Raw genomic sequence first — 25,299 nt, 5'->3', positions numbered from 1 at the left:
GGCGACGACTGGCGGCGACGACTGAACGAACCGGCCGGCCTCTGGTCAGCTCAGCTCGGAGAACGCCTCGACGTCATGGGTCTTGCCGGTGACCACGATGACGTCGCCCCGCTCCATCACCGTGTCGGCGGTGGCGTAGGTGAAGCCCTGCCCGGGGCGTTTGATGCCGACGACGGTCACGCCGTACCTGCTGCGCACCCGGCTCTGCCCGAGCGGCATCCCGGTGGCGACGTCCGGGGCGACCGTCTTCACCAGCGCGTAGTCGTCGTCGAACTCGATGAAGTCCAGCATCCGGCCGGTCACCAGGTGGGCGACACGTTCGCCCATCTCGTGTTCGGGCAGGACGACATGGTGAGCGCCCAGGCGTTCGAGGATCTGGCCGTGCTGGCGGCTGATGGCCTTGGCCCAGATGTTGGACACGCCGGCGTCCAGCAGGTTGGAGGTGACCAGAATGCTCGCCTCGATGTGGCTGCCGATGGCGACGACGGCGCTGGTGAAGTCGCCCACGCCGAGCTGCCGAAGCGCCTCCGGGTCGGTGCAGTCGGCGACGGCGGAGTGAGTGAGCCCGTCGCTGTACTTCTGGACGAGCCCGGCGTCCGTGTCGATGCCCAGGACGTCCCAGCCGCGGCGCATCAGCTCGCCCGCCAGCGAGCTGCCGAACCGGCCGAGTCCGATCACGGCGACCCGCTGATCGCCCGGCTGGGCGTACTGGGCGGCGAGCCGCTTACGGCGGCGAAGGCGAAGGGAGTTCAGGTAGTTACCCAATGACAGGTCGCTCCTCGGGCAGCTGGTAGCGGCGGGTCCGCTCGCGCAGGGCCAGGGCCGAGACCAGGGTGACGGGTCCGAGCCGGCCCACGAACATCAGCAGGACCAGCAGCAGTTGGGCGGAGGTCGGCAGGTCAGCGGTGATGCCCGTGGACAGTCCGACGGTCGCGAAGGCGGAGACCACCTCGAACAGCACCGCCTCGAACGCGTGCCTGCTGACGGTGAGGACCGCGAGCGTGGCCGCGACGACCACGCCGACGCTGAGCAGCGCAACGGTCAGGGCCTGACGCAGGACGTGCGGGCCGAGCTTGCGATTGAGGATCACCGAATTGGGCTCACCGCGTACCTCGGCGAGTATGGCGGCGGCCAGGACCGCGAAGGTGGTGACCTTGATGCCGCCGGCCGTTCCCGCGCTGCCTCCGCCGATGAACATCAGAATCGACGTCATCAGCAGCGTCGAGGGGTTCAGGGCGCCGATGTCGAGGGCGTTGAACCCGGCGGTGCGGGTCATCGCGGAGTGGAAGAAGCCGTTCAGGATTCTGTGGCCCCAGCCGAACGGCGCGAGGGTGTCCTGGTTGGTCCACTCCAACAGGCACGTCAGCAGGGTGCCGACGACGAGGAGCACGGCAGTGGTGATCAGGGTCAGCCTGGTGTGCAGCGACCAGGTGCGGCGGTCCGAGGTGCGCCGCCGGTGGCGGTGGCGCAGCAGCTCCAGCAGTACCGGGAAGCCGATGCCGCCCAGGATCACGGCCGTGGAGACCGGCAGGGTCACCCACGGGTCCTGGGCGTAGCGCACCAGGTTGTCGGCGTGCAGCCCGAACCCCGCGTTGTTGAACGCCGACACGGCGTGGAAGTAGCCGAGGTAGGCCGCCTGGCCGGCCCCCTCCTCGTACCCGAAGCGAAAACGCAGGGCGAGGACCGCTCCCACCACGAGCTCGACGGCCAGCGTGGTCCCCGCGACCCCGAGAAGCACCCGCCGTACCTCACCGAGCCCGAGGCTCTTCGTCTCCGCCGCCACCGTCAGCTGCATGCGCAGCCGCAGCTTGCCGGAGACCAGCAGCGCGAGCAGCGAGGCCATCGTCATGATGCCGAAGCCGCCCACCTGGATCATCGCGAGGATGACCCCTTCGCCGAACCCGCTCCAGTACGTGCCGGTGTCGACGACCGCCAGTCCGGTCACGCACACGGCGGAGGTGGCGGTGAACAGCGCGGTGACCGGCCCGGTGGCGCGTCCCTCCTCGGCCGCCAGGGGCAGCGCCAGGAGCAGGCTGCCCAGGAGGATCACGGTGGCGAAGGCGAGCACGACGGTACGAGCCGGGTGCACGGTCAGCAACTGCCGCCGCGCCCGGGCGAGCCGTCCCACCCTGTGACGGGCTTCCTCCACGGTTCAGCCCCCGTGAGCGTCAACGAACAACACGGCACCACGTCGAGGCACCGGCCGCTCACCCTACCCAGATGATCACCCGGTGACGGGGAGACCGGCCGTCGTCAGCAAACCCGTCACGGCGCGCACGGGTGGCCTTCGCGGTCAGCCGCTCGCGGGGTGCAGCTGCCGGGCCATGGCGTGGAGGGCGTCCACGGCCGACCCGAGGGCGTGCCGTTGCGTGTCGGTGAGGGCGCCCAGAGCCTCGGCGATGTGAGTGCCCATGACGCGGTCGGCCTCGGCGATCCGCTGCTTCGCGAGCGCCGTCAGGTGCAGGTGCGCGATCCGCTTGTCCGAGGGGTCCTGCCGGCGTTCCAGCAGGTCCTGCTCGGTCAGTTGGGTGACCAGGGCACTGACGTTGTTCGGCTTCATCAGCAGGGCTTCGGCGGCTTCGCGGACGGTGACGCCGTCGTGGGTCTGGACATGCTTGAGCAGTGCCAGCTGGGCCTCGGGGAGCTTGGGGTGCGGGAAGTCCTGGCTGATGCGCCGGTCGAGGGCCCGGTGCAGCGCGGGCAGGCACGCCACGAGCTCGGCGGCCACGTGGTCGGTGTCCTGGACGGACGCGCTGGTGGTGGGCATGGACCCCACTATAGGTACCTCGGCGAATAGGTCTATTGACATAGCTATGTTTGCGTACCTACAGTGGGTGCATGCCCACTGCCCGCGCGTCCGCCCCGCTCACCGACGGGGAACGAAGCGCGCTCGGGTCGGCCGTCGACGCTCTCGCGGCCCCCGACCCCGTGGACCGTCACCTTCGCCCCGCGGCCGGCTGACCGCGGGGCCCGCACCTGCCCACCCTCGCGCGCGGAGCGACTGCGCCGCCGTACCGCATCCGCATCCTCATGCCCACGCGCACGTGATGTGTGAGCGCGGTGCGCGCCACCTCCTCCACAGCACCCCCGTACACCCCGTACACCCCGTACGACTCCGTACGACTCCGTACAAGGACCAAGCACCTCGATGCCTTCTTCCACCGTGGAACGCCACGCCCTCACCCCTTCCTCACCCCGGCCGCACGCCGGCGCCGCCCCCCGCGGGGTGCGCGCCAACCCCTGGCTGACGCTGGTCGCCGTCGCGTTCGGCCTGTTCATGGTCGGCCTCGACGGCTCGGTGGTCTCGATCGCCAACCCCGAGATCGGCCGGGACCTGCACGCCTCCACCGCTGACCTGCAGTGGGTCACCAACTCCTACCTGCTGGCCCTGGCCGCCGCGCTCATCCTGGGCGGCAAGCTCGGCGACCGGTTCGGGCGCCGCACTTTCTACCTGGTCGGCGTGGCCGGGTTCACCGTGGCCTCCGTGGCCATCGGCCTGGCCGGGTCGATCGAGGGCGTGATCGCGTTCCGCGCCGTACAGGGCTTCTTCGGCGCGCTGCTGATGCCCAATACGCTCGGCATGTTGCGCGCGGTCTTCCCGCCCAAAAAGTTCGGTATGGCGGTGGGCATCTGGGCGATGGTCTCGTCGGTGTCCACCGCGCTCGGCCCCATCGTCGGCGGACTGCTCGTCGAGCACGTCACCTGGGAGTCCGTCTTCTACATCAACGCGCCCATCGGTGTCGTCGCGGTCGTCGTCAGCGCCCTCGTCCTGCCACAGAGCAGGAACACCGCGGCCACGGGCGAGAAGTTCGACATCCCGGGAGTCGTCCTGCTGGCCCTCGGCCTGCTCGCCATCGTCTTCGGCGTCGTCAAGGGCGAGACCTGGGGCTGGACGTCGGGCGGCACGCTCGGCGCCATCGCCGCGGGCGTGGCACTCCTGCTGGTCTTCGGCTTCCACGAGGCCCGCGTCGCCCATCCCCTGCTCCCCATGCGGCTGTTCCGCAACCCGGCCCTCACCGTCGGCACGGTCATCACCGCGCTCAACTTCTTCGTCCTGCTCGGCTCGATCTTCTTCGTCATGCTCTACCTCCAGAACGTGCAGGGCCTCACCCCCGTCGAGGCCGGCGTGCGCACGCTGCCGCTGAGCCTGGCCTCCGTCGTCGCCTCGCCCCTCGGCGCGGCCCTGACCGAACGGTTCGGCGCCCGGCTGACGATGCCGCTGGGCATGCTGCTCCAGGCCGGCGCGTCGTTCTGGATGCTCACCTGGGACGCCCACTCCGCCTACGCCTCGCTGTGGCCGCCGTTCATCGCGCTCGGCCTGGGCGTCGGCATGGTGATGGCCGCCTCCTCCGACGCCATCGTCGGCAACGCGCCGGTCAAGGACGGCGGTGTGGCCGGCGGCCTCCAGGCCACGGCACTGCAAGTCGGCGGCGCGCTCGGCACGTCCGTCCTGGTCTCCGTCATCAGCAGCCGGGTGGGCTCCACCCTCACCGGCGAACTGACCGGTGCCGGGGTGCCCGCGGCCATGGCCCACGGGCTCGGCGACGCCAAGGACGCGGTCGCCATGGGTGTCGCGCCGGTCTCCGGCGACATGCCCGCGCACCTGAAGACGGCGGTGATCGAGGGCAGCCACCAGGCCTTCATGAACGGCGTGCACACCGCGGTGCTCACCACCGGCGTACTGACCGTCATCGGCGCGGTCGTCGCAGTCCTCGGCATCCGCCGCGCCGGCCCCTCCTAGGGGCGGAGAAAGGGCAGCCGCCCTCGCCGACGCGACCAGGAGCGGCGGACTGCCGCTGTCCGCTGTACGGGTGGCGCGGGTGGCCTCCCGGGAGCGTCTGCACCGGTCGGCGCGGGACCCTTCGGAATGCTCGGCGGGTGATCCACTCCTCAGGCAGCGCCGCCGTCCCGTCGCCCCCCTCCCCGCTCTCTTCCTCGCCCCCCGTCCGGTCCGGTCCCGGCCGTCGCAGCATGCTGGGTGGCATGGCCGCCGCGGCCGTACTTCCGGTACTGGGCTCCGGCGCCGCACCCGCCGTTGCCGCACCCGCCGGCGCCGCCACGTCCGCCGCCCCTGGCCGCGGCTGCCCGCTGGTCGTGCGCGGCACGGTGCTCCACTTCCTCGACGACCCCGGCGACCCGCCCGACCCCGCCACGTGGGAACTCTTCGAGGACGGTGCCCTGGTCGTCGGCGCGGACGGCAGGATCGCGTGGACCGGGCACGCCCGCGACCTGCCGCCGGGGCTGAGCGCGGGAGCGGAACGCGTCGACCACCGGGGAAAGCTGATCGTGCCCGGCTTCGTCGACACCCACATCCACGCCGCGCAGGTCGACGTGATCGCCTCCTACGGCGAGCAGTTGCTGCAGTGGCTGGACACGTACGTCTTCCCCGCCGAAGCGAGGTTCGACGACCGCGCCCACGCCCGCGCCCTGTCCGGATTCTTCCTGGACCGCTTGCTGGCCGCCGGCACCACCACGGCCACGGTGTTCCCCACCGTCCACCCCACCTCCGTAAACGCCTTCTTCGAGCAGGCGGAGCAACGCAACCTGCGCATGCTGTGCGGCAAGGTGCTGATGGACCGCGATCCCTATGCCCCGGCCTACCTGCGGGACGCGAGCGTGGCGCAGGCCGAGTGGGAGACGCGGGAGCTGATCGCCCGCTGGCACGGCCGCGGCCGGCTCGGTTACAGCATCACCCCGCGGTTCGCCCCGACCTCCACCGTGAAGCTGCTCACCATGGTCGGCCGGCTGTGGAACGATCACCCGGACCTGTGGATCCAGACCCACGCGGCGGAGAACGAGGACGAAGTGGCCCTCGTGGACGAGCTCTTCGGCGGCCGCTCGTACATCGACGTGTACGACCGCCACGGGCTGCTGACCAAGAAGTCGTTGTTCGCGCACTGCGTGCACATCGATGACACCGACCGTACCCGGCTGGCCGAAGCGGGTTCCGCCATCGCCTTCTGCCCGACGTCCAACCTCTTCCTGGGCAGCGGTCTGTTCGACCTGCGCGCCGCCCGGGAGCAGAAGGTCACCGTCGGACTGGGGACGGACGTCGGCGCGGGAACCAGCTACTCGGCCCTGGTCACGCTGAACGAGGCGTACAAAGTCACCGCGTTGCGCGGCGGGACGCTCTCCGCACAGCGCGGCTTCTACCTCGCGACGCTGGGCGGCGCGAAGGCGTTGGACCTCGACGGTGTGATCGGCAACTTCCGCCGGGGCAAGGAGGCCGACTTCACGGTGCTCGACTTCGCCGCGACCCCGGTGCTGGCCCGCCGCACCGAGGTCTCCGAGTCCTTCGCCGAGCGGCTCTTCGCGCTGATGATCCTGGGCGACGAACGCGCGGTCGCGGCGACGTACGTGATGGGCCGACGGGTCCACGAGCGCGCCGCGCGCGGCTGACGGGGCGGACGGGCCCGGGAGACCGGTGCGCCGCACCGCAGTGGCGGCTGCTAGCTTCGTACGCCATGCGATCACGCGACTATGACCTGGACTTTCGTGACCGATCCAGGCGGGAACGGGCCTGGGGCATCGGGCTGTTGTCGCTGGCGGCCCTGCTGTGGACCTGGTGCGCCGTCCTGCTGCTCACGCCGTACGAGGTCGACGAGGAGCCCGGCGACCGGTACCCCCAGGAGTGCGAATCCCGGCTGTTCACCGAGGGGGACACGGCCAACGACGGGATACGGCGGGGCGATTGGTGCGACAGCGAGCGGGACTGGCCCGAGGCGCTCGCCGTGCTGGGGCTGTCGGTGCCCGTCTCGGTCGCCGGTGCGATGCTGTTCACCAGCGGCAGTGTGAGCGCCCGGATGAGTTCCCACGCCGAGGCGATGCGCGTCCTGGACGAGCTCGCCGACCGGCGGTCGAAGTAGAACGGCTTCCTGCGGGCGTACCGGGGCGGCCTGTCCACCGAGCAGGAGCCGCGCGCCCACAGCAGGACGGCCAGGCCGGAAGGCATATGCGCCTTCAGGAGGTCCTCCTGTTGGGAGAGACTGACGGTGTCGGCAACGCTGTGCTGAACTGTGCTGAACCCATCGGTGGAGGTGTCCGATGACCCTTCTGGCGTCTTCCCTCCTCGCGGCCGTCAACCGGTCCCGGCGCCCGCCGCGGCAGCCCCGCGCCCTTTCCCCCGCCCGCGGCCCGGCGTCATACGTGGAAGGCCGTGCCGCGGGCCTGGCCGCTGTCACCGTGGCGTACGAACGGCAGGGGGACGGAGAGCCGCTGGTCCTGCTGCACGGCGTCGGTGACGACCGCCGGGTCTGGGGCGACGTGGTGCCGCTGCTCACCGGGTACGAGACGATGGCGATCGATCTTCCCGGCTTCGGTGACTCGCCCGACCTGGACCTGGGGGTGCCGCGCGATCTGGAGACGGCGGTCAGGTGGATGGGTGCGCTGTTCGCCGCGCTGGGGGTGGAGCGGCCGCATGTGGCGGGGCATTCGCTGGGCGGGCTGATCGCGTTGCGGCTGGCCCAGGCCGGGCTGGTGCGCAGTGTGACGGCACTGGCTCCGGCCGGGTTCTGGACCGGCCCCGAGCGCAGGTACGCCTACGCGGTGCTGACCATGTCCCGGCAGGGTGCGGCGTGCAAGGCGGCTCTCCGCGCCGGACGTGGCGCGGAGCTGTTCAGCGGGGACATCCCCGATGTGCCGGTCACCATCGCCTGGGGCACCCGGGACCGGCTCCTTCCGCCGTGGCAGGCGGCGCGGGCCAAGGCCATGATCCCCGCCGCGCGACTGGTGCCGCTGCCCGGCTGTGGCCATGTGCCGATGGCTGACGCACCGGAACTGGTCGCCGCCGTGCTCCGCGACGCGAGCAGCCGCGCGGCGCCGGGCTGCGACCGCGCCTCGCCCGGGTGAGTCACGCGGACAAGGTGCGCCGCAGGACTCGCCCCTCGCCCCTGATCCCAGGGGCAGAAGCCGCGGACCGGCCAGAATCACTCGGCGGGTGCTGCGGTGCTTCCTGGGCCGGTGCGGGTGATCGCGCCGTGCGGTTTCCGTTGTGGCGCTGGGTGCTCGCGCCCTGTACGACATGGCAGGCCCACCGCCTGGCGGCGCCTTCGGACCGGGCCTGGACGCCCGCACCGGCTGGGTGGCGGCATGGCCGGCGCGGCACCAGGTACGTGTACCCATGCACCACCTGGGCCGCGAGCCCGGCTCGGTCTGGAGCGCGGTGGACGTACGCGATCACCCGGGACGAAGCCGCGATCGACGCGGCCGCGCGGTTCCTGAAGGACGAACGGGACGGGCTGCGTCAACTGATGGATGCCGGTGATCTGCTCGCTGACCAGCCCAGGTCCGAGGGCCGGTCCTACTATGAGATCAAGGACGAGACCGTCACCATCCTGGTCACCCACTCCGGCCGAATCGGCTGATCGCATGCCGTCCATGTGCATCCGGCAGGAGCGGCTGCACGGCTCGCTGTCCCCGCGACCTCAATTCCCTCTCCAGCGCGGTCCAGCGTTCCGCGACCACCCTGACGGCTGGGTACCTTTCCAGCAGTTCCTCGTCCGTCAGAGACAGCTCAGTCGCAGCGGTCATCGCGTGGACAGCCGAGTTGTCTGCGTGGGGCAGGGCCCTTGCACGGTCTTCGTTCGGCATCCGGCCTCCAGTCGGTTGGGCATGCGCCTGGCCTCCCGTGGGGAGCCGGGAGGCGGCGCCGCCCCGCCCAAGCGGAGACGCAGGGCGGAGCCGAAACGGCTACCCGACGGGGGATTCGAGCGCCGCGGGCACAGCATGCACCCGAAATCGGCCACGGGGTAGAGGTGTGGCTGAAAAGGGCATCGAAGTCGCTGCTGTGGCTGCTCTTGAGCCATTCGGTCGAGGGGTGCGGCCTGTGGGTTCCTCCTGGCGATCCCGAATCAAGCTGATCGCTGATGTCTGTGCATGGGAGTCTTGGAGCAACACAACGCACAAAAAGGCCTGTTGGCACACATGACGTCATGGGGACACGGGGGGATGGGGGGAGAAATCATGCGGAATAGTACGCGGCCGCCACGGTGGACGGCGGCGGAGATGGACGCCTACGAACAGGCGCGCGCCCTGCTCAACGCGGTGATCGCGGCCTACAGCGGCCGTATCAGCACCGCACCGAGTCCGGAGGCTGCGCGCGCCCTGCGCGAGGAGCGCGCCCCGCTGCTGGCCGAGCGCGACGCCCTGACTGCGGACGACCGGATTCGCATCGCCGAAATCATCAGGGAAATGCCTGCCCGGCTTGCCCGGGTACGCGAGGGCGACGCCGGTGAGTGACGCATCGACGCCGGCGCCGGCCGACGCGGACGAGGAGCGGAAGCCGCCACGCCGCTTCTCAGACTCTTGATCACCGTGTTGGCCGCCGCGGCAGCGGCCGCGTACGCCTCGGCCCTGGCCCGGGCCGCAGTGGACCGGTTCGCCGCGGTCGCCGCCAGGCACTTCACCTGAACCCCTGCCGTAGGCGCCGTACCTGGTGTGCCACGGCCGTACAGCCGCACGATGACGTGGGCTCCGGCACTCCCTTCTTCGAGGGGGCCGCCGAGGCCTAAGGGTCATCTGGCCAGAAGACCACAGAAGCCCTTCCATCGGGATTCGCCAGCCTGCGTCCGGTCGGCGGTCTACCGTACAGACATGCCGCGTTGCCTGCCGCGGTCACATGAGGAGGATCCTGTGTCATCGCCCTGCGACCCCCAGTACGCTCCCGCCGGCGATGTGGGGGCAGCGCTCATGGTGATCGACTCTCGGCTCAAAGCCATCTACGGCGGGAGGACAGAGACCGACCCCGCACAGCAGCAGCTGATCGACCAGTTCACCGCGTCTTTGGACCGCAGGGGAGTCCAGGATCTGCTGGACGGCGCGTGCACGCTCATCTTCATGTTCATGAAGTGGCTACGGGCGGCCTACGAGGACCACGACAAGGACGTCATCGAGTACGTGGTGCCCAACCTCGTGGCCACGATGAGCATGATGCCCAAGAGCGTCCGCCCGGAGGCCATCCCCACCATGGCCGGCCTGGTCGTCGCGGCAGGTACCGACCTGAGTCCCAGCCTGTGGCGCAAGCAGTACGGAGACTGGACCGAGGACGAGATGAATCCCCTGGAAGCCACCGCCTTCCTGCTCGCGGAGCACATCAACCGGCTCACCGACGACCGCGACTTCGCCACCCGCCTGATCACCAAAGCTCTGTCCAGCGCGGAGCAGGACTGAGGCGCGGTGTCTTGGAGAGGGAGCTCTTTCCGGTGGCTTGGTTTCTCTCAAGCAGCAGCGATTGTCTGCCCTGTTCGGGCAGTCGCAGCGGCGTAGACAGCCGTCGGCCTCCCGTGCTGCTTGGGTGTTCACAGCACCCGCAGGGGCAAGAGAAGGCTGTGTCGGTCCAGCACTCGGCGAGGAGAAGGTCCAGCTCGCGCAGCCTGTTGGCCCTGTGGTCGTCGTGGGCGAGTGCGGGGTTGTTCTTGTCAACGAGAGCGGGAGGTTCGGGCCTTGTTCGAGGACTTCCAGTCCAGGCGGGTACAGGTCGATGAAGCATCGATCTTCGTTCGCTACGGCGGGGACGGGCCGCCGGTGGTGCTGCTGCACGGTCATCCCCGGACTTCCGCGACCTGGCATAGGGTCGCCCCGCTCCTCGCCCGGCGTGGTTTCACCGTGGTCTGTCCCGACCTCCGGGGATACGGCCGGTCCACCGGCCCGGCGCCGACCGCAGACCACGCCGGGTACTCCAAGCGGGCCGTCGCCGGTGACGTGGTCTCGGTGATGCGCTCCCTCGGCCATGCCCGGTTCGCGCTCGCCGGGCACGACCGCGGAGGCAGTGCCGCGCTGCGTCTCGCGCTCGATCATCCCGACGCGGTCTCGCGGGTGGCGCTGATCGACTGTTTGCCCCTCACCGAGCACCTGTCCCGCATCACGACCGAGTTCGCCACGCAGTGGTGGCACTGGTTCTTCTTCGCCCAGCCGGACATCCCCGAGCGGGTCATCAACGCTGACCCGGACAGCTGGTACCGCGGCGATCCGCAGAGCATGGGACAGGAGAACCACGACGAGTGGCGCGCGGCCATGAGGAATCCCGACGTCGTGCGGGCGATGCTTGAGGACTACAGGGCCGGCCTCACCGTCGACCGGCGGCACGAGGAGGACGACCGGGCCGCCGGAGTACGAATCCGGTGCCCGGCACTGATCCTGTGGTCGCTCCGGGACGACCTCGAGGACCTGTACGGGGATCCGGTGAAGATCTGGCGGCAGTGGGCACCGGACGTACGGGGCCACGGCATCGACTCCGGGCACCACGTGGCCGAAGAGGCCCCAGAAGAGCTCGCCTCCTCCCTTGCGGGCTTCTTCACCGGGTGGGGGTCGTCGCCGTAGGTGTAATCGGTGCGGATGCGACCGTCACGTCCGTGGACGACCACCTGGGCGGGCTTGTGTTCCTTGGCCTGGTTGCGGGCGGCGTTGATGGCTTCCTTCTGGGTGCGGTGAGGCTCGCGGACCTCGCGGCGGCCTTCTCTGTCTCGACCTGCCACTTCTCGCCTGGGTCAGAGGTGTGCGCTGGGGTGATGTGGTAGACGGTGCGCTTGGGCTTGGCTGCCATGATTCCTCGCTTGGTGTGGTGTGGGGCCGGGCCAGTCCGTGAATCGGCGGGCGGTGAGCGGCCGGGTTGGACGGTGGGGACCTCGCTTGCGGCGAGGCCGGTGCGCAGGCGCTGGAGGCGTATGGGGTAGCGCCAGCGACCGCGGTCAACGGCCGTGTCGCCGTGGAACTCAGCAACGACCTCCGGTTCGACGCAGGTGAAGTCAAGGAGGTCGCGACTTCCCAGTGCGAGGCGACCCGCATATCGGCCCACGGGTGCTCTGCGCCGGCTGGGTGCAGTCGTCGTGCGAGCTGCTCTCGCAGCGTTGCCGGTACTGGTGTGCTGCGGGCGATGAGACGCAGGTCCCCCTTTGGCTGCTGGACCAACCAACCGCTCCCCGCGCTGCTGCAGCCCCTGGTAGTGCTCGTCTGGCGCCATATGGCAGAGGAGGGCACGCTGAAAGAAGCGGGACGTTCCCGTTCGGGTCTCCGGCCGTGACCGGATGGCTGTGGTCCTGCTGGCACCGCCGCCCAAGGAAGTGACCGTCATGGCTCTCCTGCTTCTTATGATCATTGTCGCCGTGGTCCTGGGCATCATCGGCGCTGTAGCAGAAGGGCTTGGCTACTTACTGGCGATCGGAATCGTGATTTTCGTGGCTGCCGTCGCGGTGGCGGTGGCCCGCCGGTCCGGAGCAGCGCGCGGCGGAGGGAAACGCCGACGCCGTGTCCGGTGACGGCACTCGTGCGCAACGTCCTACTGAAGAGCTGGGCGGCTACGCCCGGTCTTTGTGCCTGACAAGCCGTTCAAGGCTCTGGTGAGCCCTGCGTATCGAGGAGGCGGGTTCCCATGGCGGAGCCGAACAGTGCCACCAAGTCCACGACCGAACCCCGTGCAAACACTCCGCAGGCCGAACAGAGAGGGGCGCACACTGCCTCAGAGACCCGGGGCACGACGAGCATCGCCGACGGAGTGGTGGCGAAGATCGCCGGAATGGCCGCCAGGGAGGTTCCCGGCATCCATGCCCTGGGAGCGGATGCGACTCAAGGCCGCATCCCGTGCCGAGGTAACGGTTACCACGGCGGACCTGAGTACCGCCCCCTGAGGAGGCGTCACTCACGATGCCCGACTGCGGATGCTCCGGACGGAGACCGCGCTCGGCCTCGGCCATCGATGTCGCCCGGCGTCGTACCGGGGCGGCGGCCGGTGATGTCGACCGGCGCGACGCGTACGCGTGCCGCGCTGGCAGCGAGTCGTACGGCGCGGGCGGGTAAGAGTCCGAACCGAGCCGCCACCGTGCTCCAGGGTCTGGTGGCCGATCGGGCCCGGAGCTCCGGTGGCGGCCGCGGCGGTACGGCGCTCGGCTGGTGACTGGAAATCGCTGCCTCGGCGCAGCCCCCGTACGTCCAGGTCGTCGTCCTCCATACGGGATCAAGGAGCTGGCCTGCGCCAGGACTCGTCGGCGTACGGCACGCAGCTGACGCCGAGCATCGCGCGGATCGGCGCCCCGGCGGGCCCGGCCGCCTGTACCGACGCCGGACACAGCACCGGGTCCCGGCCGTCCGCGCCGGGCGGCGGGGTGAGAGGAGTTCCGCTCCTGGAGCTGGCTGAGTCGTATGTGACTGCTGCGCTTCGTCCCGTGGTCGTTGTAGAGCAACTGCGGTGTGACATCTGCCCCTTCATGCAGGGTCTGCGTGTGGGAGGGCGGCACATGGGTGGTCGTTGTGCCAGGTCACCGGCCTTATGTCCAACGTGACTCCGAACCCCGTATTCACGTTGCGTTCCTGTTCGTGATCCGACGGCGATTTTTCTCGGGGTGGGCGTGAGTGCGGCGGCCCCGAAATCGACAGGGTGGTTCCTGAGGGCCAACGGGGCCCTTGTGCGGGCGAGTTGCCCGCGCCCCACTCCTGCATCACCGCCCTCGACGATGAGGACGAACGCGGTGATCGATGTGACGCGGAGGGCCGTGTGAGAGATGGCGACGTCAACGCTGACGGTTCGCCCCAGGACAGCGCCGGCGGCCGGCCCATGGCCGACCAGGAGCTGAACCTGCCCCTGGACTTCGAGGCCTTCTACCTGGGCCATCAGGAGTTCTTCCACGCGTACGGCGAAATCCACCTCGGCAGCCGGCGCGCGGCGGAAGACGTGGTCCACCAGGTCTTCCTGGAGATCCTCGCCGGCTGGGACCAGCTGCTGCAGGAAGGAGACCTGGAGCAGCTCACGCTCGCCGTACTGCACCGCCACGTCCAGGCCCGCCTGGAGAAGGAAGGCCGTGAACCGGCCTTCGTGATCAATGGCCCGATAGCCCGAGCCCTGCGTGAGGCGAAGGACAAGCTCGAGCTCATGGAGTCCAGCAGCGGCCTGTACGAGGCGATCACCGGCCTGCCGACCCGGCAGTTCACCGTGATCGTGCTGCGCCACCTCCTCGGCTACGAGATCCCCCGCATCGCCCGCTTCATGGGGGCTGCACGAGCGGACGGTCGACTACGTCGACTACCACGGCCGCAAGGGCAAGGAAACGCCTGCGGACGCAGCTCGGCCTTCCCGCCCCGCAGCGGGGCAAGAACAAGAAGAAAGGGACGGGACAGTGAACACCATCGACGAGTTGTTGGCGGATGCGGCCGTACCGGTGTCCTCGCGGGCCGCCCTCGATGTGGCTGCCGCCCTGCGCCGCCTCGCCCGGGACGCGGCCAAGGCGTCACCTGGCCCGGACATGGCCCGCGCGGCCGAGGCCGGCAAGCGCCTGGCCGTGGTGTCGCGTTGGATCCTCAACGAACCCGACGCGGCCGTGCACGTCGACCGGCTGGCTGAGGACACCGACGGCACCCAGCGCGGCGAAGAGCACCTGGACGTCGACGGCGCCCTGGTGTTCGCGTGCCTGCTGTACCTGACCGGGCATCCGGAAAGCGCCCAGTTCTGGTGGCAGCTGGCCGCCGGGGCCGGCCACCGCGCCGCCGCGTACTGCCTGCACCTGCACCACCTGGCGCTGGGGGAGAGCCGCGAAGCGCAGCACTGGCTGCACAAGGTGACCCACTACGTCGTCGACTCCGAGGCCCCGGACGCCGCGTTCCTGGACTGCCTGGAGCTGGTCGCGCGGTACGTACGCAAGAACGGCTCCGCGGCCGCCCCGCCGACGGGAGGTCTGGAGATGGAAGTCGACCGCCTGGCGACCGAGGACTCCTGCATCATCGTCCGCGGCCGGGACCGGCGTCTTGCCGACCACCTGCACGACTTCGCCCGCCGCTGATCAACCCACCACACGGCGAAGGAGCCCGTCCTCGACCCCTGGGGTTCCGAGTCCACCGGGTCGAGAGGGCTCCTTCATACGACGTGCCCCCGAAGAAGAGGAACATCTGCGATGCACCCTAGCCGCACCCGGCGTACGGCACGCGCGATCCGCGAATTCGCCCAGCAGTCCACCCGCTGGGTCCCCCAGCGCCGCCGCGCCGCTCTCAGCCACCTGCTCCGCGGCGTTTGCTACGGCATCGGCACCGGCGCAATCAGTCTGATCGTCCTCTGGATCCAGCACGGCACTCGTTAACGAGGTGGGGGTTGAGTACGGCTGCGGGGCCGCCTCACGTAACGCGGCCCCGCAGCGCATAAGGAGATCTAGCCGCCCTGACAGGGCACCTCGATGGTGTAGGTGCGCTCACCGGGCTTGATGCTCCACTCGGTTCCCCAGCCGGTCTTGCTGCCCCAGTGCGGGCCGTCCTGCTCCAGATCGGCGGTCACGTTGTAGGTGCCGCACGGCATGCGCGCGCCGTTCTTGTGGCCGAAGAATCCGCTCTTCTGCGTGTACCGGGTGCGCTGGTCTTCCGCCATGCCGTATTCGGATGACCACCCGTCGGTGGCCACGGTGCCTCCCGCACTCCACTGGGCGGGCCACCGATCGCTGGCGTTGTACCAGATGCCGCCCCACTTGTAGGTGGTGCGGTCCTTCTTGATGGTGAAGAGCTCGCGGTTGTCCTTCCCGTTGTTATATCCCGGCCTCAGGCACACCTGGAAGTCGGTGAAGGTCAGGCCGTCGCTGCCGTAGAAGCTCTCCTTCGGCCCGCAGTACTCCCCCGGAACTGGTTTACCGGAACGATCATCCTCGGCAGCAGCCGCCCCCTGGGGTAAGACGGTCAACAGCATCGGAGCGGCAGCGGCGACAGCCGCCAGGGCGCGCAAACGCATGGAGCCCCCTTTCGGTCGCATCGTGCAGGAACGGGAGCCGGGTTTCCGAACCCTGGCGGAGTACACGGGCGAGGCACTCTTCCACTCTTGTGAGTGATGGGATTTGCGCCAGGTTCCGCTCGGATCAGAGCGCGGGTTGGCTCCCAGGACGCCACAGGTCAGTGCAGCAGAGCGAAGGTGACCACCGCCGGTTCCTGCACACCGCCGCATACCGGGGTATCTCACCGTTCCACTTCTCCGTTTCCGGGACGCCTCTGCCGAATAAACGTTGGCCGCCCTGTGCCACGCACGTAAGAGGGTTGGCCTGGCCGCATGGTGGTCAGCAAATCGTCGGCGGGCTCGGAACGGTGGGGGTGTGTCCACACAGTGTGCCGGGGACTGCCTGGAGGCTTGTGTCGACGGTGCCGGTCGTGTGCGGGGCTTGGTCGATGGCGTCGGTCGCAAGGGGCGGTGAGGTGACTGCTGTCGTTTGTGGGGGCGTGGGGCGGATGTCGGGGACGACAGCGGGAGCGGGGGTGGGTGCGGGGGTGTTCGGTGTGGGAGGACGGCCCGCGGTGGGGGTGTTGTCCGAGGCGTGCCCGATAGGGGTGGTGGTGGGTGGTCCGGCTGCCTCTGTGGTGGCGGGCGCAGTGGGTGTGGAGGCGCGGGGTGGCGCGGTGGTCGGTCGGGTGTGGTGGGCACCCCGCGCGGTGGGTTTGGCGTGTACTGCCATGGAGCCGTCGTGGGGGGCTGGGTGGGTGTGGGCGGGAGCTGACGGTATGAGAGCGGGAATGCGGGTGGGGGTCGGGGTGGGGGTGGATGAGGGGATGGCGAACAGCGTGATGCCGAGGGTGAGGGGGGCTGCGAGAGCGGCGGGCAGTGCGGGGACAGACGTGTCGCGCAGGATGCGCCGTAGTGTGCCCAGAACGGGCACGAGTGCGGTGGCTGCCATCCGCCTGAGCCACGTGCGGGCGCGGGTGAGGTGGGACTGCACCGACCGGATGGACAGACCGAGCAGCTCGGCGATCTGGTGCGGGGGCAGGCCGGCGGCGGTGGCGTCGCAGACCTGCCGGGTCACTTGAGGCAGCTGAGTGAGCTGGTCGGCTATCAGCCAGTGGGCCAGAGCCTGATCGCTGACATGCTCAGCCGGGTCGACAGCATCCGTGGGCCGCAGCGCGGCGGCGCGAGTCGCTCTGAGCCGTTCGCGCTGGGCGCGGCGGGTGGCGTCGGCCATCCGCCGGCGGGCAACGGTGACCAGCCATGCCTGCGCGTTCGACACCTCCCGTTGCGCGGCGGGCGCCTCCAGGAGCTGGAGGACGGCGTCGTGAGCGAAGTCTTCGGCTTCCTCTCTGCTCGCTCCGGCGGCACGGCAACAGCGCACCGCCTGTTCCACTGCTTGGACCAGGTCGTCTTTTTTCTGCAATGAGACACCTCCTGCCCCAACCTGTTCATCCCCGGCCAGGTTCCGGCAACCGTAGAACGCAAGGTTTTCGCAGCAGCGGGGGCTTACGTCAGGCGCGCGGCCAAGAACTCGCGCCCCCGCAGCGCATTTCAGCGGTCCCCTTTGGGCTCCGAGTCCGGTGAGCCGGCAGCCTGTCTGCCCCTCCGGTATGCGCCTGGTGTGGCTGCCACTGGTTGAGGCGGGCCGTGGGCCTCCTGGTGCCGGGAGGGCAAAGGGGCACGGCGCGGTGCGGTGAGCCTGACCCTCCTTTCCGGCCGGCTGGGAAGCCGGCAGCCCCCGGGGCCGCCAAGGTGGAGCGCCCGTTCGGCCAGACCAGCGGCCACGTCGGCTGCCGCGCCGGTCTGCGGAGAAGCCCTGAGGGGAGGGCTCGGTGGACCGGCGCAAAACTTTTTCAAGATTTTTTTGCGTATAGAGCGCCGCTGGGACGACTACAGGGTGAACGGCCCCTCTGCCCGCGCAGCCGGGGGCCGCTCAGCACAAGCGGCGGGGCCCCTCAAGCCCCGCCACCACACAACACCAGCACTCCGGTACCGGCCCCACCAGGCCAGCCACCGGACAACTGAAAGGAAACCATCATGATCTCAACCCGTATCCTCGCCGCCACCGCCGCCCTGACCGCCGCCCTGGCCCTCCCCCTCCTCGGAGCCGGCACCGCCCACGCAGTAATTCAGGGCGCCACCAACGGCGTCACGGGCACCCAGGGCAACACCGTCAGCTATGGCGCTGACTACCGCGTCAGCGACAGCGGCGACGCCAAGGCGTGCGGGGACGCCAAGGTCAGCGCCGAGGGCACGAACGTCAACGAGAAGGAGTGCGTCTCGACACCGTGATCACCAGCACACCCCGGCCCGCCGACCTCGATTGCCGGGGCCGGCGGGCCCCTTGGTGCCTTTTCGTGGACGATCGGGAGGAGAACATCGCTGTGGCAAATGAGCTTGGGATGACCACGGTGCTGTATCGCACTGGCAGCGCTAATGGACAACGCCTCCTCATTGATCACGGATGCCCACACCCTGCTGGCTGCTGGCTCGTACGGGCGGGGCTCGACGACCCACCGCCGCGGGATGGACCAGCAAGGGCGGCCGGCCGGAACAGGTACGGCTCGGCCTGGCCACGGCCGGCCTGCACGTATCGGCAACAGCCTGCGCCTGCGCGGCTTCAAGGCGGCGGGGGCTGGGCGGAGGCTGAGCGGCTGGCGAGTTCCTGCCAGGTGCGATGCCGCTGGGTTCCACGCCGGTCGAACGGCGCATAAGACAAGAGGGGGCGGCACTTCGGAGGGAAAATCGCCCGGCCCGCCATTTGCCTTGCTGTTCTTCCTTTTCGGGGTGGATATTGTTCGATGTGGCGATCGTGGGTGCTCGGTGCGCGGGATCAACCACAGCCATGCTGCTGGCTCGGCGTGGATACCGCGTACTAATACTGGAACGGGCAGAGTTTCCTTGTGACACATTGTCCACGCTCTTCATTCATCTGCGTGGCATGGAATTGCTGGCACAGTGGGGCCTGCTGGACGAGGTGCTGGCCACCGGCTGCCCGCCGCTGACGGAGCTGTCGTTCACGGCCCCCGGGATACGGGTCGAGGGGACGGTCCCGGCGGACGGGGACGCGCGGATGGTTTGCGCACCACGGCGGTACGCACTGGACGAGGTGCTCGCCCGGGGAGCGGTCCGGGCTGGTGCCGAATTCCGCCAGGGCGTCTCCGTCACCGGACTCCACTGGGAGGATGGCGCGGTCGCCGGTGTGACCTGCCGGGCATCCGACGGGCGGCCGAGCGTCGAGCGAGCCCGCTTGGTCATCGGCGCGGACGGACGCCGTTCGACGGTGGCACGCCTGGTCGGCGCCCCGTACACGCGGTGGGACGGCAGGCTCACCCGGGCGTGGTACACGTACTGGAGCGGCGTGGACGGTGCGTCCCTGCGGCTCTTCCTCGGCAAGGGCGTCGGCGGAACCGCGATCCCGACACACGACGGCCTGACCTTGATCAACGTGCAGTTCTCCGTCGATCACCCCCTCGGTGCGCGTTCCGAGCGGGACCGGCTCTATCTCGACCTGCTCGCGAGGGCAGCGCCCGAACTCCGCGAGGCAGTGGCCGAGGGCCGCCGGGAGGACCGCCTCTACTGCTGCGGGGACCTGCCCAACTTTTTCCGCCGGCCCACCGGACCGGGATGGGCGCTGGTGGGGGATGCCGCGCACCACAAGGACCCCCTCGGTGCGCAGGGCATCGCCGACGCCTTCGAGCAAGCGGCACTTCTCGACCAGTGCCTCGCCGACGGCCAGTGTGACGGGCGCCGCGGCGGTCTCGGCGACCGGGAGCGGACGGCGGCGGCGCTGGCGCGGTACGCCACCGCGCTGGAGAGCCGGTTTGCCGCCCCGTACGAGGAGAACCTGCGCCACGCGCGGCTGGCGGAGTCCGAGCAGCAGACGGCCGGACTTCGGGTGGCGCTGGACGATCCCCCATTCCGGGAAGGGTTTTTGCGTACGCTTTCGGGGGCCCCCGGTAAGCAGAATGAAGTCTCCTGAATGGCGTAACCTCGCCACGCCGGATTGCGGTGCACGACGCGGGGGATTTACTTCTCCGACAGATGCGCGTCCCGGCTCGGAGCCTGGCGTGCATACACCTCCACGGAAAGAGTCAAGCGATGGAAGACATCAACGACCTGTTCGAGGAAATGGCCGTTCCGGAGCCCGAGGTGACGGCCGCTTGCCACACCACCTGCTCCAGCGCGGTGTCGGACGGGGAAGAGAGGGCCGACTAGCCGATCAAGGTGTGCCCCGTTTCCACTGGGGGCGGGGCACACGCCTTTCGCCCCCCACCCTGCCGAAGGTGAGCCGCCATGAACGCCCAGCCGAGCCAGCCCTCCGCCTCCGCTCCGTCGATCACCCCCCGGCTCGATGTCCGGTTCCTCGCACGATCGGGTCTGCTGTACGTCTGTGCCAGCACCGGCACGCTGCGGCTGCGCGGAGCTTTCCTCCCGGGCCGACCGGAGGGCGTTGACGACTTCGTCGGCCTGGACGCCCTGCCCGAACCGGCCGTGACCGGACTGCGCCGACGCGGACTGCTCGCCGAAAGCGGCCATACGCCGGCCCATCCGCTGTACGAAGTTGCCGACCCTACCGTGCTGCTCGCCGGGCACGGCCCTGTGCAGGACAGTGTCCGTGCGCTGCTGGTGGCGGCAGGGGTACAGGTCGAGCGCGCCACGGTCTCCAGTACCGCTGCGGCACGCGCAGCACTGGTGCCGCTGTCGGCCGACGAGGGCGAGCTGAGCGACTGGGCCCGGTGGGCAAGCAAGACCGGCAGCCCGGTGGTGACCTACCTGAGCACGCCCACCCGGCTGTTGCTCAGCCGGCTGGACCCACCGGCCACCCCATGCCCGGTGTGCCTGGTCCGGCGCCTTCGCGCCAACCACACCTGGCAGGCGATCGCCGACCTGCCCCTGGACGTCATCCTGGGCGCGGCGGACAGCGACGCCTGGCCCACCACAGCCATCGCTGCCGGCACGCTTGCCCATGAAACCCTTAGGGCCCTGTCTGGCTCAGCCCCCCAGGAGCCCCCGTGCCTGGTGGAGCTGGATCACGCGTCGCTGGAGTGCACCCGGCACCGGTTGCTGCACACGCCCCACTGCCCGGGCTGCCCCGCCGACGTCCACCCCACGACCCGCAGCGACGCGACTTTCGAGGCGGCGCCCGAAGCCGTGCCCGAGCGCGACAGCGGCACCGACTGGGAGCGCATGCGCCATGCCGTCGACCCGCTGACCGGACTGGTGGCCGGGATGCTTGTGCGCGAGGACGGCCAACCGGGCGCCACCACGAGCGTCTACACCACCGGAATGCCGACGACGACCTGGTTCTCCCCCGTCAAGGCGGAACCGCAGGGCGCCGCGAACAAATGGGATCTTGACACCGCCCGGGTGTGCGCCCTGGGGGAGACCATGGAGCGGTACGCGGCGGGCGTCTACGACCCGGCGACGTTGGTGCGCTCCACCCTCGCCGCGCTGGGCGAGGCGGCTGTCGACCCCCGCACACTTCCCCTGGGTTCGGCCGCGGAGTACGAACGCCTGCCCCACTACGGCCCTTTCGACCCGGACGTCGAAATCGACTGGGTCCGGGGCGTTTCACTGACGACCGGGCGCCCACGCTACGTACCCGCCTGTGCCGTTTACCTGCCCTACCACTTCCCACGTGGCCACAAGCCATGGCTCGACTCCATCTCCAACGGGCTGGCCGCCGGACGCAACGCCTCGCACGCGGCCTTGGGTGGATTGATGGAGCTGGTGGAGCGGGACGCGGCTGTCATTTTCTGGTCCAACCGGCTCACCCTCCCGACCCTGGACTTGTCCGTCCTCCCCGACGGCCCGGCCCGCGAGATGGCCGCGCGCCTAACTGCAACCGGCGCCCGCGTCCTCTGCAAGGACCTCACCACCGACCTGGGCATCCCCGTGGCCGGGGTGCAGGTACTGACCGGCACCGCCGATCGGCCGGTCGTCAGCCACGCCGCGAGGGCCGCCCTCGACATACACGACGCCATCCAGGGAGCCCTGGAGGAAGCGTGCCTGTGCCTGTACTCCGTCGAAACCACGCTGGAAACGGAGGGCGTCCCCGAACCCAACCAGGACCTGCGCACCGCCATGGATTTCGGACGCTACTACTGCTCGCCCGAGCGCCTCCACCATCTCCGGTTCTTCGAGGACGGCCCGTTGCACCCGCCGCCGCCTCCGCGACCGGGCCTGTCGTCCACACACGCCGAGCTCACAGAAGCGGTCGAACGGCTGGCCGCCACCGGGCACGAGACCATCACCGTCGACATCACCCCCATCGACGTGCACGAGTGCGGCGTGTCGGTGTTACGCACCATCGTGCCGGGGCTGTGCCCCATCACGCTGCGCCGGGACTTCCACCGCCGCGGTGGCCCCCGTGTCTTCCAGGCCCCCGTCTCGATGAGCGCACGCACCAGTCCGCTCACGGAGGAGGAGCTCAACCCCATGCCGCACCCGTTCCTGTGACCACCGCTCGGAGGCCCGCATGAGCCATCACCAGCGCTACCGTCGCAACCCCGACGTGATTCCCGAATGGGGACACGACGCGGGCCTGGTCCTGCGCGACTGCCGCCAGTGGCGGGTGTTCAGCGTCCGCCCCGCCCTGATCGGGCTCCTGTCCCACCTCGACCGGCCCCACACGGCCGAGGATCTGCACGGCCTCTGGGACGAGTCGCCTGGTCCCGGTCCCGTGGCCGCGCTGTTGGAAAAGCTGGCCGACGCCGGCATCGTCCGACGCTGCCCGCCCGACGACGAGGACGAGCCGGACGACGGGTGGAGCCCGTACGAACTGGCCGTCCACCGGCAGGCGGGCACCGGCGGATTCACCGGGCGGGACCTCGGCGCCTCACCACCCGCCCGCTTCCACCACAGCGAGGCCACCACCACCATCCCGCTGCCCGGCGCCGACGGCACGGACAGCCGCCCCCTGGCCACGGTGCTGGCCGAGCGTCGCAGCACCCGCCGCTACGCCGCCGAGCCGGTGCCGCTGACCACCCTGGCAGCCTGCCTGGAACGCGCCGCCCGGGTCCGCGGCCGCCTGCCGCCGCTCGCGTACCAGCAGACCCAGCGCCCCACCCCGTCGGGCGGCGCACGCCACAGCCTGGAGATCCACGTTCTGGCACGGGACGTGGACGGCCTTGCATCCGGCGCCTACCACTACGACCCTTTTGGCCACGGACTCGCCAAATTGGCGCCCTGGGAGGAGAGCCTGACGGCGCTTCAGCAAAGGTTCATCGTCACGCCGGCCGTGATGGAAGCACCGCCGCCCGTCAGCCTCTACCTCACCTCATGCGCGGAGCGCACCGCCTGGAAGTACTCCCGCCTGGTGCTCACCCTGATCTACCGCGACACCGGCTGCCTCATGCAGACCCTGTGCCTGACCGCCACCGACCTGGGGTTGGCCGCCTGCCCGGTCGGGGCGATCGACGCCTCGCTGAGCGCCCCGTTCCTCGCCCCGTACCGGGACCGTCTAATCCACGTCGGGGGACTGGCTCTCGGACTGCCCGACAGGAGCAGCCCACCCGCGGCAGTGACGCCCCTCCAGGGGACCACTGAAAAAGTTGCCCCGCCAAGGGTGTTTCAGAAGTGAGGGCGTTCGACGCCCTCTTCTCCCTCGCCTGCGGCCTCATCTGCTGGAGACGCCTCAAGAGAGCCTGCCCCGTACAACCCGGCGAACTCGCGTGACCACGTCGGACAGAAACATAGCCAGGCCAGCAACTACCCCGCACACCAACAAGCCCCCTCTGAGCGTCACCCCGGAGCGCGGCGTGTGAGCTGGAGGGAAAGCCGGCTCGGCAGCAGCACCGAGTTGAAGGTCGGCGCAGTGGCTGGGGTGGAGACGGCGAGCTGATAGTGGGTGGTGATGCGGGCGGCGGTCAGGGTGAGCAGGACCTCGGCCAGATGCAGGCCGATGCAGACCCGGGGCCCGGCGCCGAAGGGCAGATAGGCGTAGCGGTGACGCTTGGTGTGCGGGAGCGTCCACCGGCTGGCGTTGAACCGGTCCGGATTGGGCCAGTGACGGGGGTCGCGGTGGATCAGGTACGGGCTGATCAGGATGGCCGTGTCGGCGGGGGCGGTACACCGGTCGGTGACCGCGGTCGGCGCAGTCATGTCGCGGGCCAGCAGCCAAGCGGGCGGGGGAGTGCGCACCGACTCACGGACGAACGCTGTGGTGTACGGCAGCTCATTACCGGATCCCGTGGCGGGTAGTGGCCTCGGCGCGGATGCGTGCCATGTCGCCGGGATGGGCAGCCAGGTCGTGTAGCAGCCAGCACCAGGCGCTGGCCGTGGCGGGCAGTCTCTTCGCCAGGGCCTCGGCCATGACCTCGATCGCCAGATCTGTGGGAACGGAGGAGGGTCGCAGGTTGTCCAACAAGGTCGGGTTGTCGCTCGGCAGCTGGTTTTCGGGGCGACGATCGGTGAGCAGAACGCGAAGTTCGGTCTGCACCCGGCGGCGAGTGGTGAGCACCCGCTACCGCATCGAACTGGGCCACCAGCGGGGTAGGTGCACGCCGGCGCCAGCGAGTACAAGGGCAGCCTTGATGGAGTCCAGCACTTACCCCTTCGCGAGGCGGGCCACCATCGACGCGGCCAGCGTTTCGCCAGGCAGTGAGGTGTGCTGGGCCTGGGCTGCCTCGACGGCGACCTGGGCGAGCGTGGCGGCACCTTTCACCTTGCGGTTCTTCAGCCATGTCTCGATCCGCCTGACGCCGCTGCGACGGATGGCTGCCGGCGTCTGGTAGCCGGTCAACAACAGGACGGGCCCCTTGTTCGTCAGGCTGAGGGCCCACTCCAAAGCCGGGCAGATCTGCAGGAGTTGCTCGCGGAGCCTGTTGATTTGGCGGGTGCGGTCGTTGACGAGGTCGGTGTGCCGCCTGACCAGGATTTTGAGGTCGACGACTATCTCGTCGCCGAGGCGCAGAGCACCGAGGTCCTTGCGCATGCGAGCCTGGTCGGCGATGACGAAGGCGTCCTTGGCGTCCGTCTTGCCCTGGCCGCGGTAGGCAGCTGATGCCTGGTGAACGGCGAGTCCGGTGAGGTAGACCATCGGCTGGTCGTGGCCCAGCAGCAGGCCGATGAGGAGGGCGGCACCGCCGTGGTTGATGTCCACTGCCCACAGCGCGTCCTCGGAGAGCGCGAGGACGTCGTCGATCAGCTCCAAGAGCGCGGACTCGTCGTTCAGGACCCGCCGCGACAGGAGCGTTCGCCTTGCACGTCGATCACCACGCAGTGGTGGTGTTCCTTGCTGATGTCCACTCCCGCCCAGATTTCGGGCACGGTTACCTCCCCCAGCTCGTCGTCGCAACAGTCCCGCAGACGACCTCGCCGACGTTGTCCTACAGAACGATCGAGTCCCGTATCCAAATTAGCGGTCGAGTCGTCGCGGAGCTCCGGGCGGCCAAGTCATTTGAGCCATCAGACGGCGACAAGCTGACAGCCATACCCGGAACCCCTGGGCCCGACGATCTTACGAATGACCCTCTCAAACCCACGCTTGGAAGGTAGGACGAGCTTAGTCTTAGCTCACTTCGGTCTCTTCCGCGACACGAGCTGTGACGGTTTCAGCGATGGACCGCGAGACGTGGTTGGTGAGATTTTCGTTGCAAGCCCGAACTCGGGGCCGGGCCGAACCA

25 protein-coding genes and 2 pseudogenes are annotated in these 25,299 nt (G+C 69.6%); 17 read left to right on the top strand and 10 right to left on the bottom strand.

What is annotated here, in order from left to right:
* Positions 1–45 precede the first annotated feature (45 nt).
* From QWM81_RS12925 to QWM81_RS12915, 3 genes are all read right to left on the bottom strand, one after another.
* The gene (locus QWM81_RS12925) at positions 46–765 is read right to left on the bottom strand and encodes a potassium channel family protein (protein ID WP_290111972.1); all 720 of its coding nucleotides are present in this window, start codon (positions 763–765) and stop codon (positions 46–48) included.
* Positions 758–2,128, bottom strand: coding sequence for a TrkH family potassium uptake protein (locus QWM81_RS12920; RefSeq protein WP_290111971.1), 1,371 nt, complete (start codon positions 2,126–2,128; stop codon positions 758–760). The genes QWM81_RS12925 and QWM81_RS12920 overlap by 8 nt, the downstream gene beginning before the upstream one ends.
* Positions 2,129–2,293: 165 nt before the next feature.
* Positions 2,294–2,767, bottom strand: coding sequence for a MarR family winged helix-turn-helix transcriptional regulator (locus QWM81_RS12915; RefSeq protein ID WP_290111970.1), 474 nt, complete (start codon positions 2,765–2,767; stop codon positions 2,294–2,296).
* A gap of 71 nt (positions 2,768–2,838) precedes the next feature.
* Here QWM81_RS12915 and QWM81_RS12910 point away from each other — a divergent pair, with 71 nt between their 5' ends.
* From QWM81_RS12910 to QWM81_RS12870, 9 genes are all read left to right on the top strand, one after another.
* Positions 2,839–2,961: a hypothetical protein gene (locus QWM81_RS12910; RefSeq protein ID WP_290111969.1), complete on the top strand. Its 123-nt coding sequence runs from the start codon at positions 2,839–2,841 to the stop codon at positions 2,959–2,961.
* 187 nt (positions 2,962–3,148) lie between these two features.
* Positions 3,149–4,741, top strand: coding sequence for an MFS transporter (locus QWM81_RS12905; RefSeq protein WP_290111968.1), 1,593 nt, complete (start codon positions 3,149–3,151; stop codon positions 4,739–4,741).
* A 242-nt stretch (positions 4,742–4,983) separates the two neighbouring features.
* On the top strand, positions 4,984–6,399 hold the full coding sequence (gene guaD / locus QWM81_RS12900; RefSeq protein ID WP_290111967.1) for a guanine deaminase: 1,416 nt from the start codon (positions 4,984–4,986) through the stop codon (positions 6,397–6,399).
* A 65-nt stretch (positions 6,400–6,464) separates the two neighbouring features.
* Entirely contained in the window at positions 6,465–6,866 is a 402-nt protein-coding gene (locus QWM81_RS12895; protein ID WP_290111966.1) for a hypothetical protein, read from the top strand.
* Positions 6,867–7,044: 178 nt separating this feature from the next.
* Positions 7,045–7,848 (top strand): alpha/beta fold hydrolase, encoded by an 804-nt coding sequence (locus tag QWM81_RS12890; RefSeq protein ID WP_290111965.1) that lies wholly within the window; start codon positions 7,045–7,047, stop codon positions 7,846–7,848.
* 128 nt (positions 7,849–7,976) lie between these two features.
* A complete protein-coding gene (locus QWM81_RS29115; protein ID WP_353938294.1) occupies positions 7,977–8,363 on the top strand; it encodes a hypothetical protein in 387 nt (128 codons plus the stop codon).
* A gap of 640 nt (positions 8,364–9,003) precedes the next feature.
* Entirely contained in the window at positions 9,004–9,237 is a 234-nt protein-coding gene (locus tag QWM81_RS12880; RefSeq protein ID WP_290111964.1) for a hypothetical protein, read from the top strand.
* Between the two features lie 393 nt (positions 9,238–9,630).
* Positions 9,631–10,167: a hypothetical protein gene (locus QWM81_RS12875; protein ID WP_290111963.1), complete on the top strand. Its 537-nt coding sequence runs from the start codon at positions 9,631–9,633 to the stop codon at positions 10,165–10,167.
* Positions 10,168–10,440: 273 nt separating this feature from the next.
* Positions 10,441–11,316: an alpha/beta fold hydrolase gene (locus QWM81_RS12870; RefSeq protein WP_290111962.1), complete on the top strand. Its 876-nt coding sequence runs from the start codon at positions 10,441–10,443 to the stop codon at positions 11,314–11,316.
* Positions 11,317–11,372: 56 nt separating this feature from the next.
* Here QWM81_RS12870 and QWM81_RS29110 read toward each other — a convergent pair.
* A pseudogene (locus QWM81_RS29110) lies at positions 11,373–11,471 on the bottom strand (DUF2188 domain-containing protein); the annotation flags it as partial.
* 549 nt (positions 11,472–12,020) lie between these two features.
* Between QWM81_RS29110 and QWM81_RS12865 the strand changes: the two are divergent.
* Positions 12,021–12,251 carry a hypothetical protein gene (locus QWM81_RS12865; protein WP_353938293.1) on the top strand — a complete coding sequence of 77 codons (231 nt, stop codon included), beginning with the start codon at positions 12,021–12,023 and terminating at the stop codon, positions 12,249–12,251.
* Between the two features lie 695 nt (positions 12,252–12,946).
* Here the strand turns inward: QWM81_RS12865 and QWM81_RS12855 are convergent.
* Positions 12,947–13,936: a hypothetical protein gene (locus QWM81_RS12855; protein ID WP_290111961.1), complete on the bottom strand. Its 990-nt coding sequence runs from the start codon at positions 13,934–13,936 to the stop codon at positions 12,947–12,949.
* Positions 13,937–14,102: 166 nt separating this feature from the next.
* Between QWM81_RS12855 and QWM81_RS12850 the strand changes: the two genes are divergently transcribed.
* Complete coding sequence (locus QWM81_RS12850) at positions 14,103–14,762, top strand: hypothetical protein (RefSeq protein ID WP_290111960.1); 660 nt, start codon at positions 14,103–14,105, stop codon at positions 14,760–14,762.
* Between the two features lie 111 nt (positions 14,763–14,873).
* Positions 14,874–15,056 (top strand): hypothetical protein, encoded by a 183-nt coding sequence (locus QWM81_RS12845; protein WP_290111959.1) that lies wholly within the window; start codon positions 14,874–14,876, stop codon positions 15,054–15,056.
* Positions 15,057–15,124: 68 nt separating this feature from the next.
* Here QWM81_RS12845 and QWM81_RS12840 read toward each other — a convergent pair whose 3' ends face one another.
* Entirely contained in the window at positions 15,125–15,691 is a 567-nt protein-coding gene (locus tag QWM81_RS12840) for a hypothetical protein (RefSeq protein ID WP_290111958.1), read from the bottom strand.
* 319 nt (positions 15,692–16,010) lie between these two features.
* Positions 16,011–17,051 carry an RNA polymerase sigma factor gene (locus QWM81_RS29105; protein ID WP_353938295.1) on the bottom strand — a complete coding sequence of 347 codons (1,041 nt, stop codon included), beginning with the start codon at positions 17,049–17,051 and terminating at the stop codon, positions 16,011–16,013.
* 656 nt (positions 17,052–17,707) lie between these two features.
* Here QWM81_RS29105 and QWM81_RS12830 point away from each other — a divergent pair.
* The 5 genes from QWM81_RS12830 (at position 17,708) to QWM81_RS12805 (ending at position 23,255) form a co-directional block, all read left to right on the top strand.
* Complete coding sequence (locus QWM81_RS12830) at positions 17,708–17,962, top strand: hypothetical protein (protein ID WP_290111956.1); 255 nt, start codon at positions 17,708–17,710, stop codon at positions 17,960–17,962.
* A gap of 385 nt (positions 17,963–18,347) precedes the next feature.
* Positions 18,348–19,652: an FAD-dependent oxidoreductase gene (locus QWM81_RS12820; protein WP_290111955.1), complete on the top strand. Its 1,305-nt coding sequence runs from the start codon at positions 18,348–18,350 to the stop codon at positions 19,650–19,652.
* Positions 19,653–19,771: 119 nt separating this feature from the next.
* The gene (locus QWM81_RS12815) at positions 19,772–19,888 is read left to right on the top strand and encodes an azolemycin family RiPP peptide (protein WP_290111954.1); all 117 of its coding nucleotides are present in this window, start codon (positions 19,772–19,774) and stop codon (positions 19,886–19,888) included.
* A 78-nt stretch (positions 19,889–19,966) separates the two neighbouring features.
* Positions 19,967–22,132 carry a TOMM precursor leader peptide-binding protein gene (locus QWM81_RS12810; protein WP_290111953.1) on the top strand — a complete coding sequence of 722 codons (2,166 nt, stop codon included), beginning with the start codon at positions 19,967–19,969 and terminating at the stop codon, positions 22,130–22,132.
* Positions 22,133–22,151: 19 nt separating this feature from the next.
* Positions 22,152–23,255 carry a SagB family peptide dehydrogenase gene (locus QWM81_RS12805; RefSeq protein ID WP_290111952.1) on the top strand — a complete coding sequence of 368 codons (1,104 nt, stop codon included), beginning with the start codon at positions 22,152–22,154 and terminating at the stop codon, positions 23,253–23,255.
* Positions 23,256–23,416: 161 nt separating this feature from the next.
* On the opposite strand, the gene QWM81_RS12800 is transcribed toward QWM81_RS12805, so the two are convergent.
* The 3 genes and pseudogenes from QWM81_RS12800 to QWM81_RS12790 form a co-directional block, all read right to left on the bottom strand.
* A complete protein-coding gene (locus QWM81_RS12800; RefSeq protein WP_290112009.1) occupies positions 23,417–23,848 on the bottom strand; it encodes a cytochrome P450 in 432 nt (143 codons plus the stop codon).
* 4 nt (positions 23,849–23,852) lie between these two features.
* A complete protein-coding gene (locus QWM81_RS12795) occupies positions 23,853–24,134 on the bottom strand; it encodes a hypothetical protein (RefSeq protein WP_290112013.1) in 282 nt (93 codons plus the stop codon).
* Positions 24,135–24,224: 90 nt separating this feature from the next.
* Positions 24,225–24,943: pseudogene (locus tag QWM81_RS12790) on the bottom strand (IS110 family transposase); the annotation flags it as partial.
* Positions 24,944–25,299 lie beyond the last annotated feature (356 nt).

Source organism: Streptomyces ficellus (assembly GCF_030406405.1).
GTDB classification, from domain to species: Bacteria; Actinomycetota; Actinomycetes; order Streptomycetales; family Streptomycetaceae; genus Streptomyces; species Streptomyces ficellus_B.
The sequence above is the reverse complement of the archived record's forward strand: the minus strand, read 5'-3'. Positions and strand labels throughout refer to the sequence as shown.

What these genes read in the sequence shown, in the direction of transcription:
- QWM81_RS12915 (WP_290111970.1), bottom strand. Translation starts at nt 2,767, where the DNA reads ATGCCCACCACCAGCGCGTCCGTCCAGGACACCGACCACGTGGCCGCC.
- QWM81_RS12910 (WP_290111969.1), top strand. Translation starts at nt 2,839, where the DNA reads ATGCCCACTGCCCGCGCGTCCGCCCCGCTCACCGACGGGGAACGAAGC.
- QWM81_RS12905 (WP_290111968.1), top strand. Translation starts at nt 3,149, where the DNA reads ATGCCTTCTTCCACCGTGGAACGCCACGCCCTCACCCCTTCCTCACCC.
- guaD (WP_290111967.1), top strand. Translation starts at nt 4,984, where the DNA reads ATGGCCGCCGCGGCCGTACTTCCGGTACTGGGCTCCGGCGCCGCACCC.
- QWM81_RS12895 (WP_290111966.1), top strand. Translation starts at nt 6,465, where the DNA reads ATGCGATCACGCGACTATGACCTGGACTTTCGTGACCGATCCAGGCGG.
- QWM81_RS12890 (WP_290111965.1), top strand. Translation starts at nt 7,045, where the DNA reads ATGACCCTTCTGGCGTCTTCCCTCCTCGCGGCCGTCAACCGGTCCCGG.
- QWM81_RS12880 (WP_290111964.1), top strand. Translation starts at nt 9,004, where the DNA reads ATGGACGCCTACGAACAGGCGCGCGCCCTGCTCAACGCGGTGATCGCG.
- QWM81_RS12865 (WP_353938293.1), top strand. Translation starts at nt 12,021, where the DNA reads ATGGCTGTGGTCCTGCTGGCACCGCCGCCCAAGGAAGTGACCGTCATG.
- QWM81_RS12845 (WP_290111959.1), top strand. Translation starts at nt 14,874, where the DNA reads ATGCACCCTAGCCGCACCCGGCGTACGGCACGCGCGATCCGCGAATTC.
- QWM81_RS12840 (WP_290111958.1), bottom strand. Translation starts at nt 15,691, where the DNA reads ATGCGTTTGCGCGCCCTGGCGGCTGTCGCCGCTGCCGCTCCGATGCTG.
- QWM81_RS12830 (WP_290111956.1), top strand. Translation starts at nt 17,708, where the DNA reads ATGATCTCAACCCGTATCCTCGCCGCCACCGCCGCCCTGACCGCCGCC.
- QWM81_RS12820 (WP_290111955.1), top strand. Translation starts at nt 18,348, where the DNA reads ATGCCGCTGGGTTCCACGCCGGTCGAACGGCGCATAAGACAAGAGGGG.
- QWM81_RS12815 (WP_290111954.1), top strand. Translation starts at nt 19,772, where the DNA reads ATGGAAGACATCAACGACCTGTTCGAGGAAATGGCCGTTCCGGAGCCC.
- QWM81_RS12810 (WP_290111953.1), top strand. Translation starts at nt 19,967, where the DNA reads ATGAACGCCCAGCCGAGCCAGCCCTCCGCCTCCGCTCCGTCGATCACC.
- QWM81_RS12805 (WP_290111952.1), top strand. Translation starts at nt 22,152, where the DNA reads ATGAGCCATCACCAGCGCTACCGTCGCAACCCCGACGTGATTCCCGAA.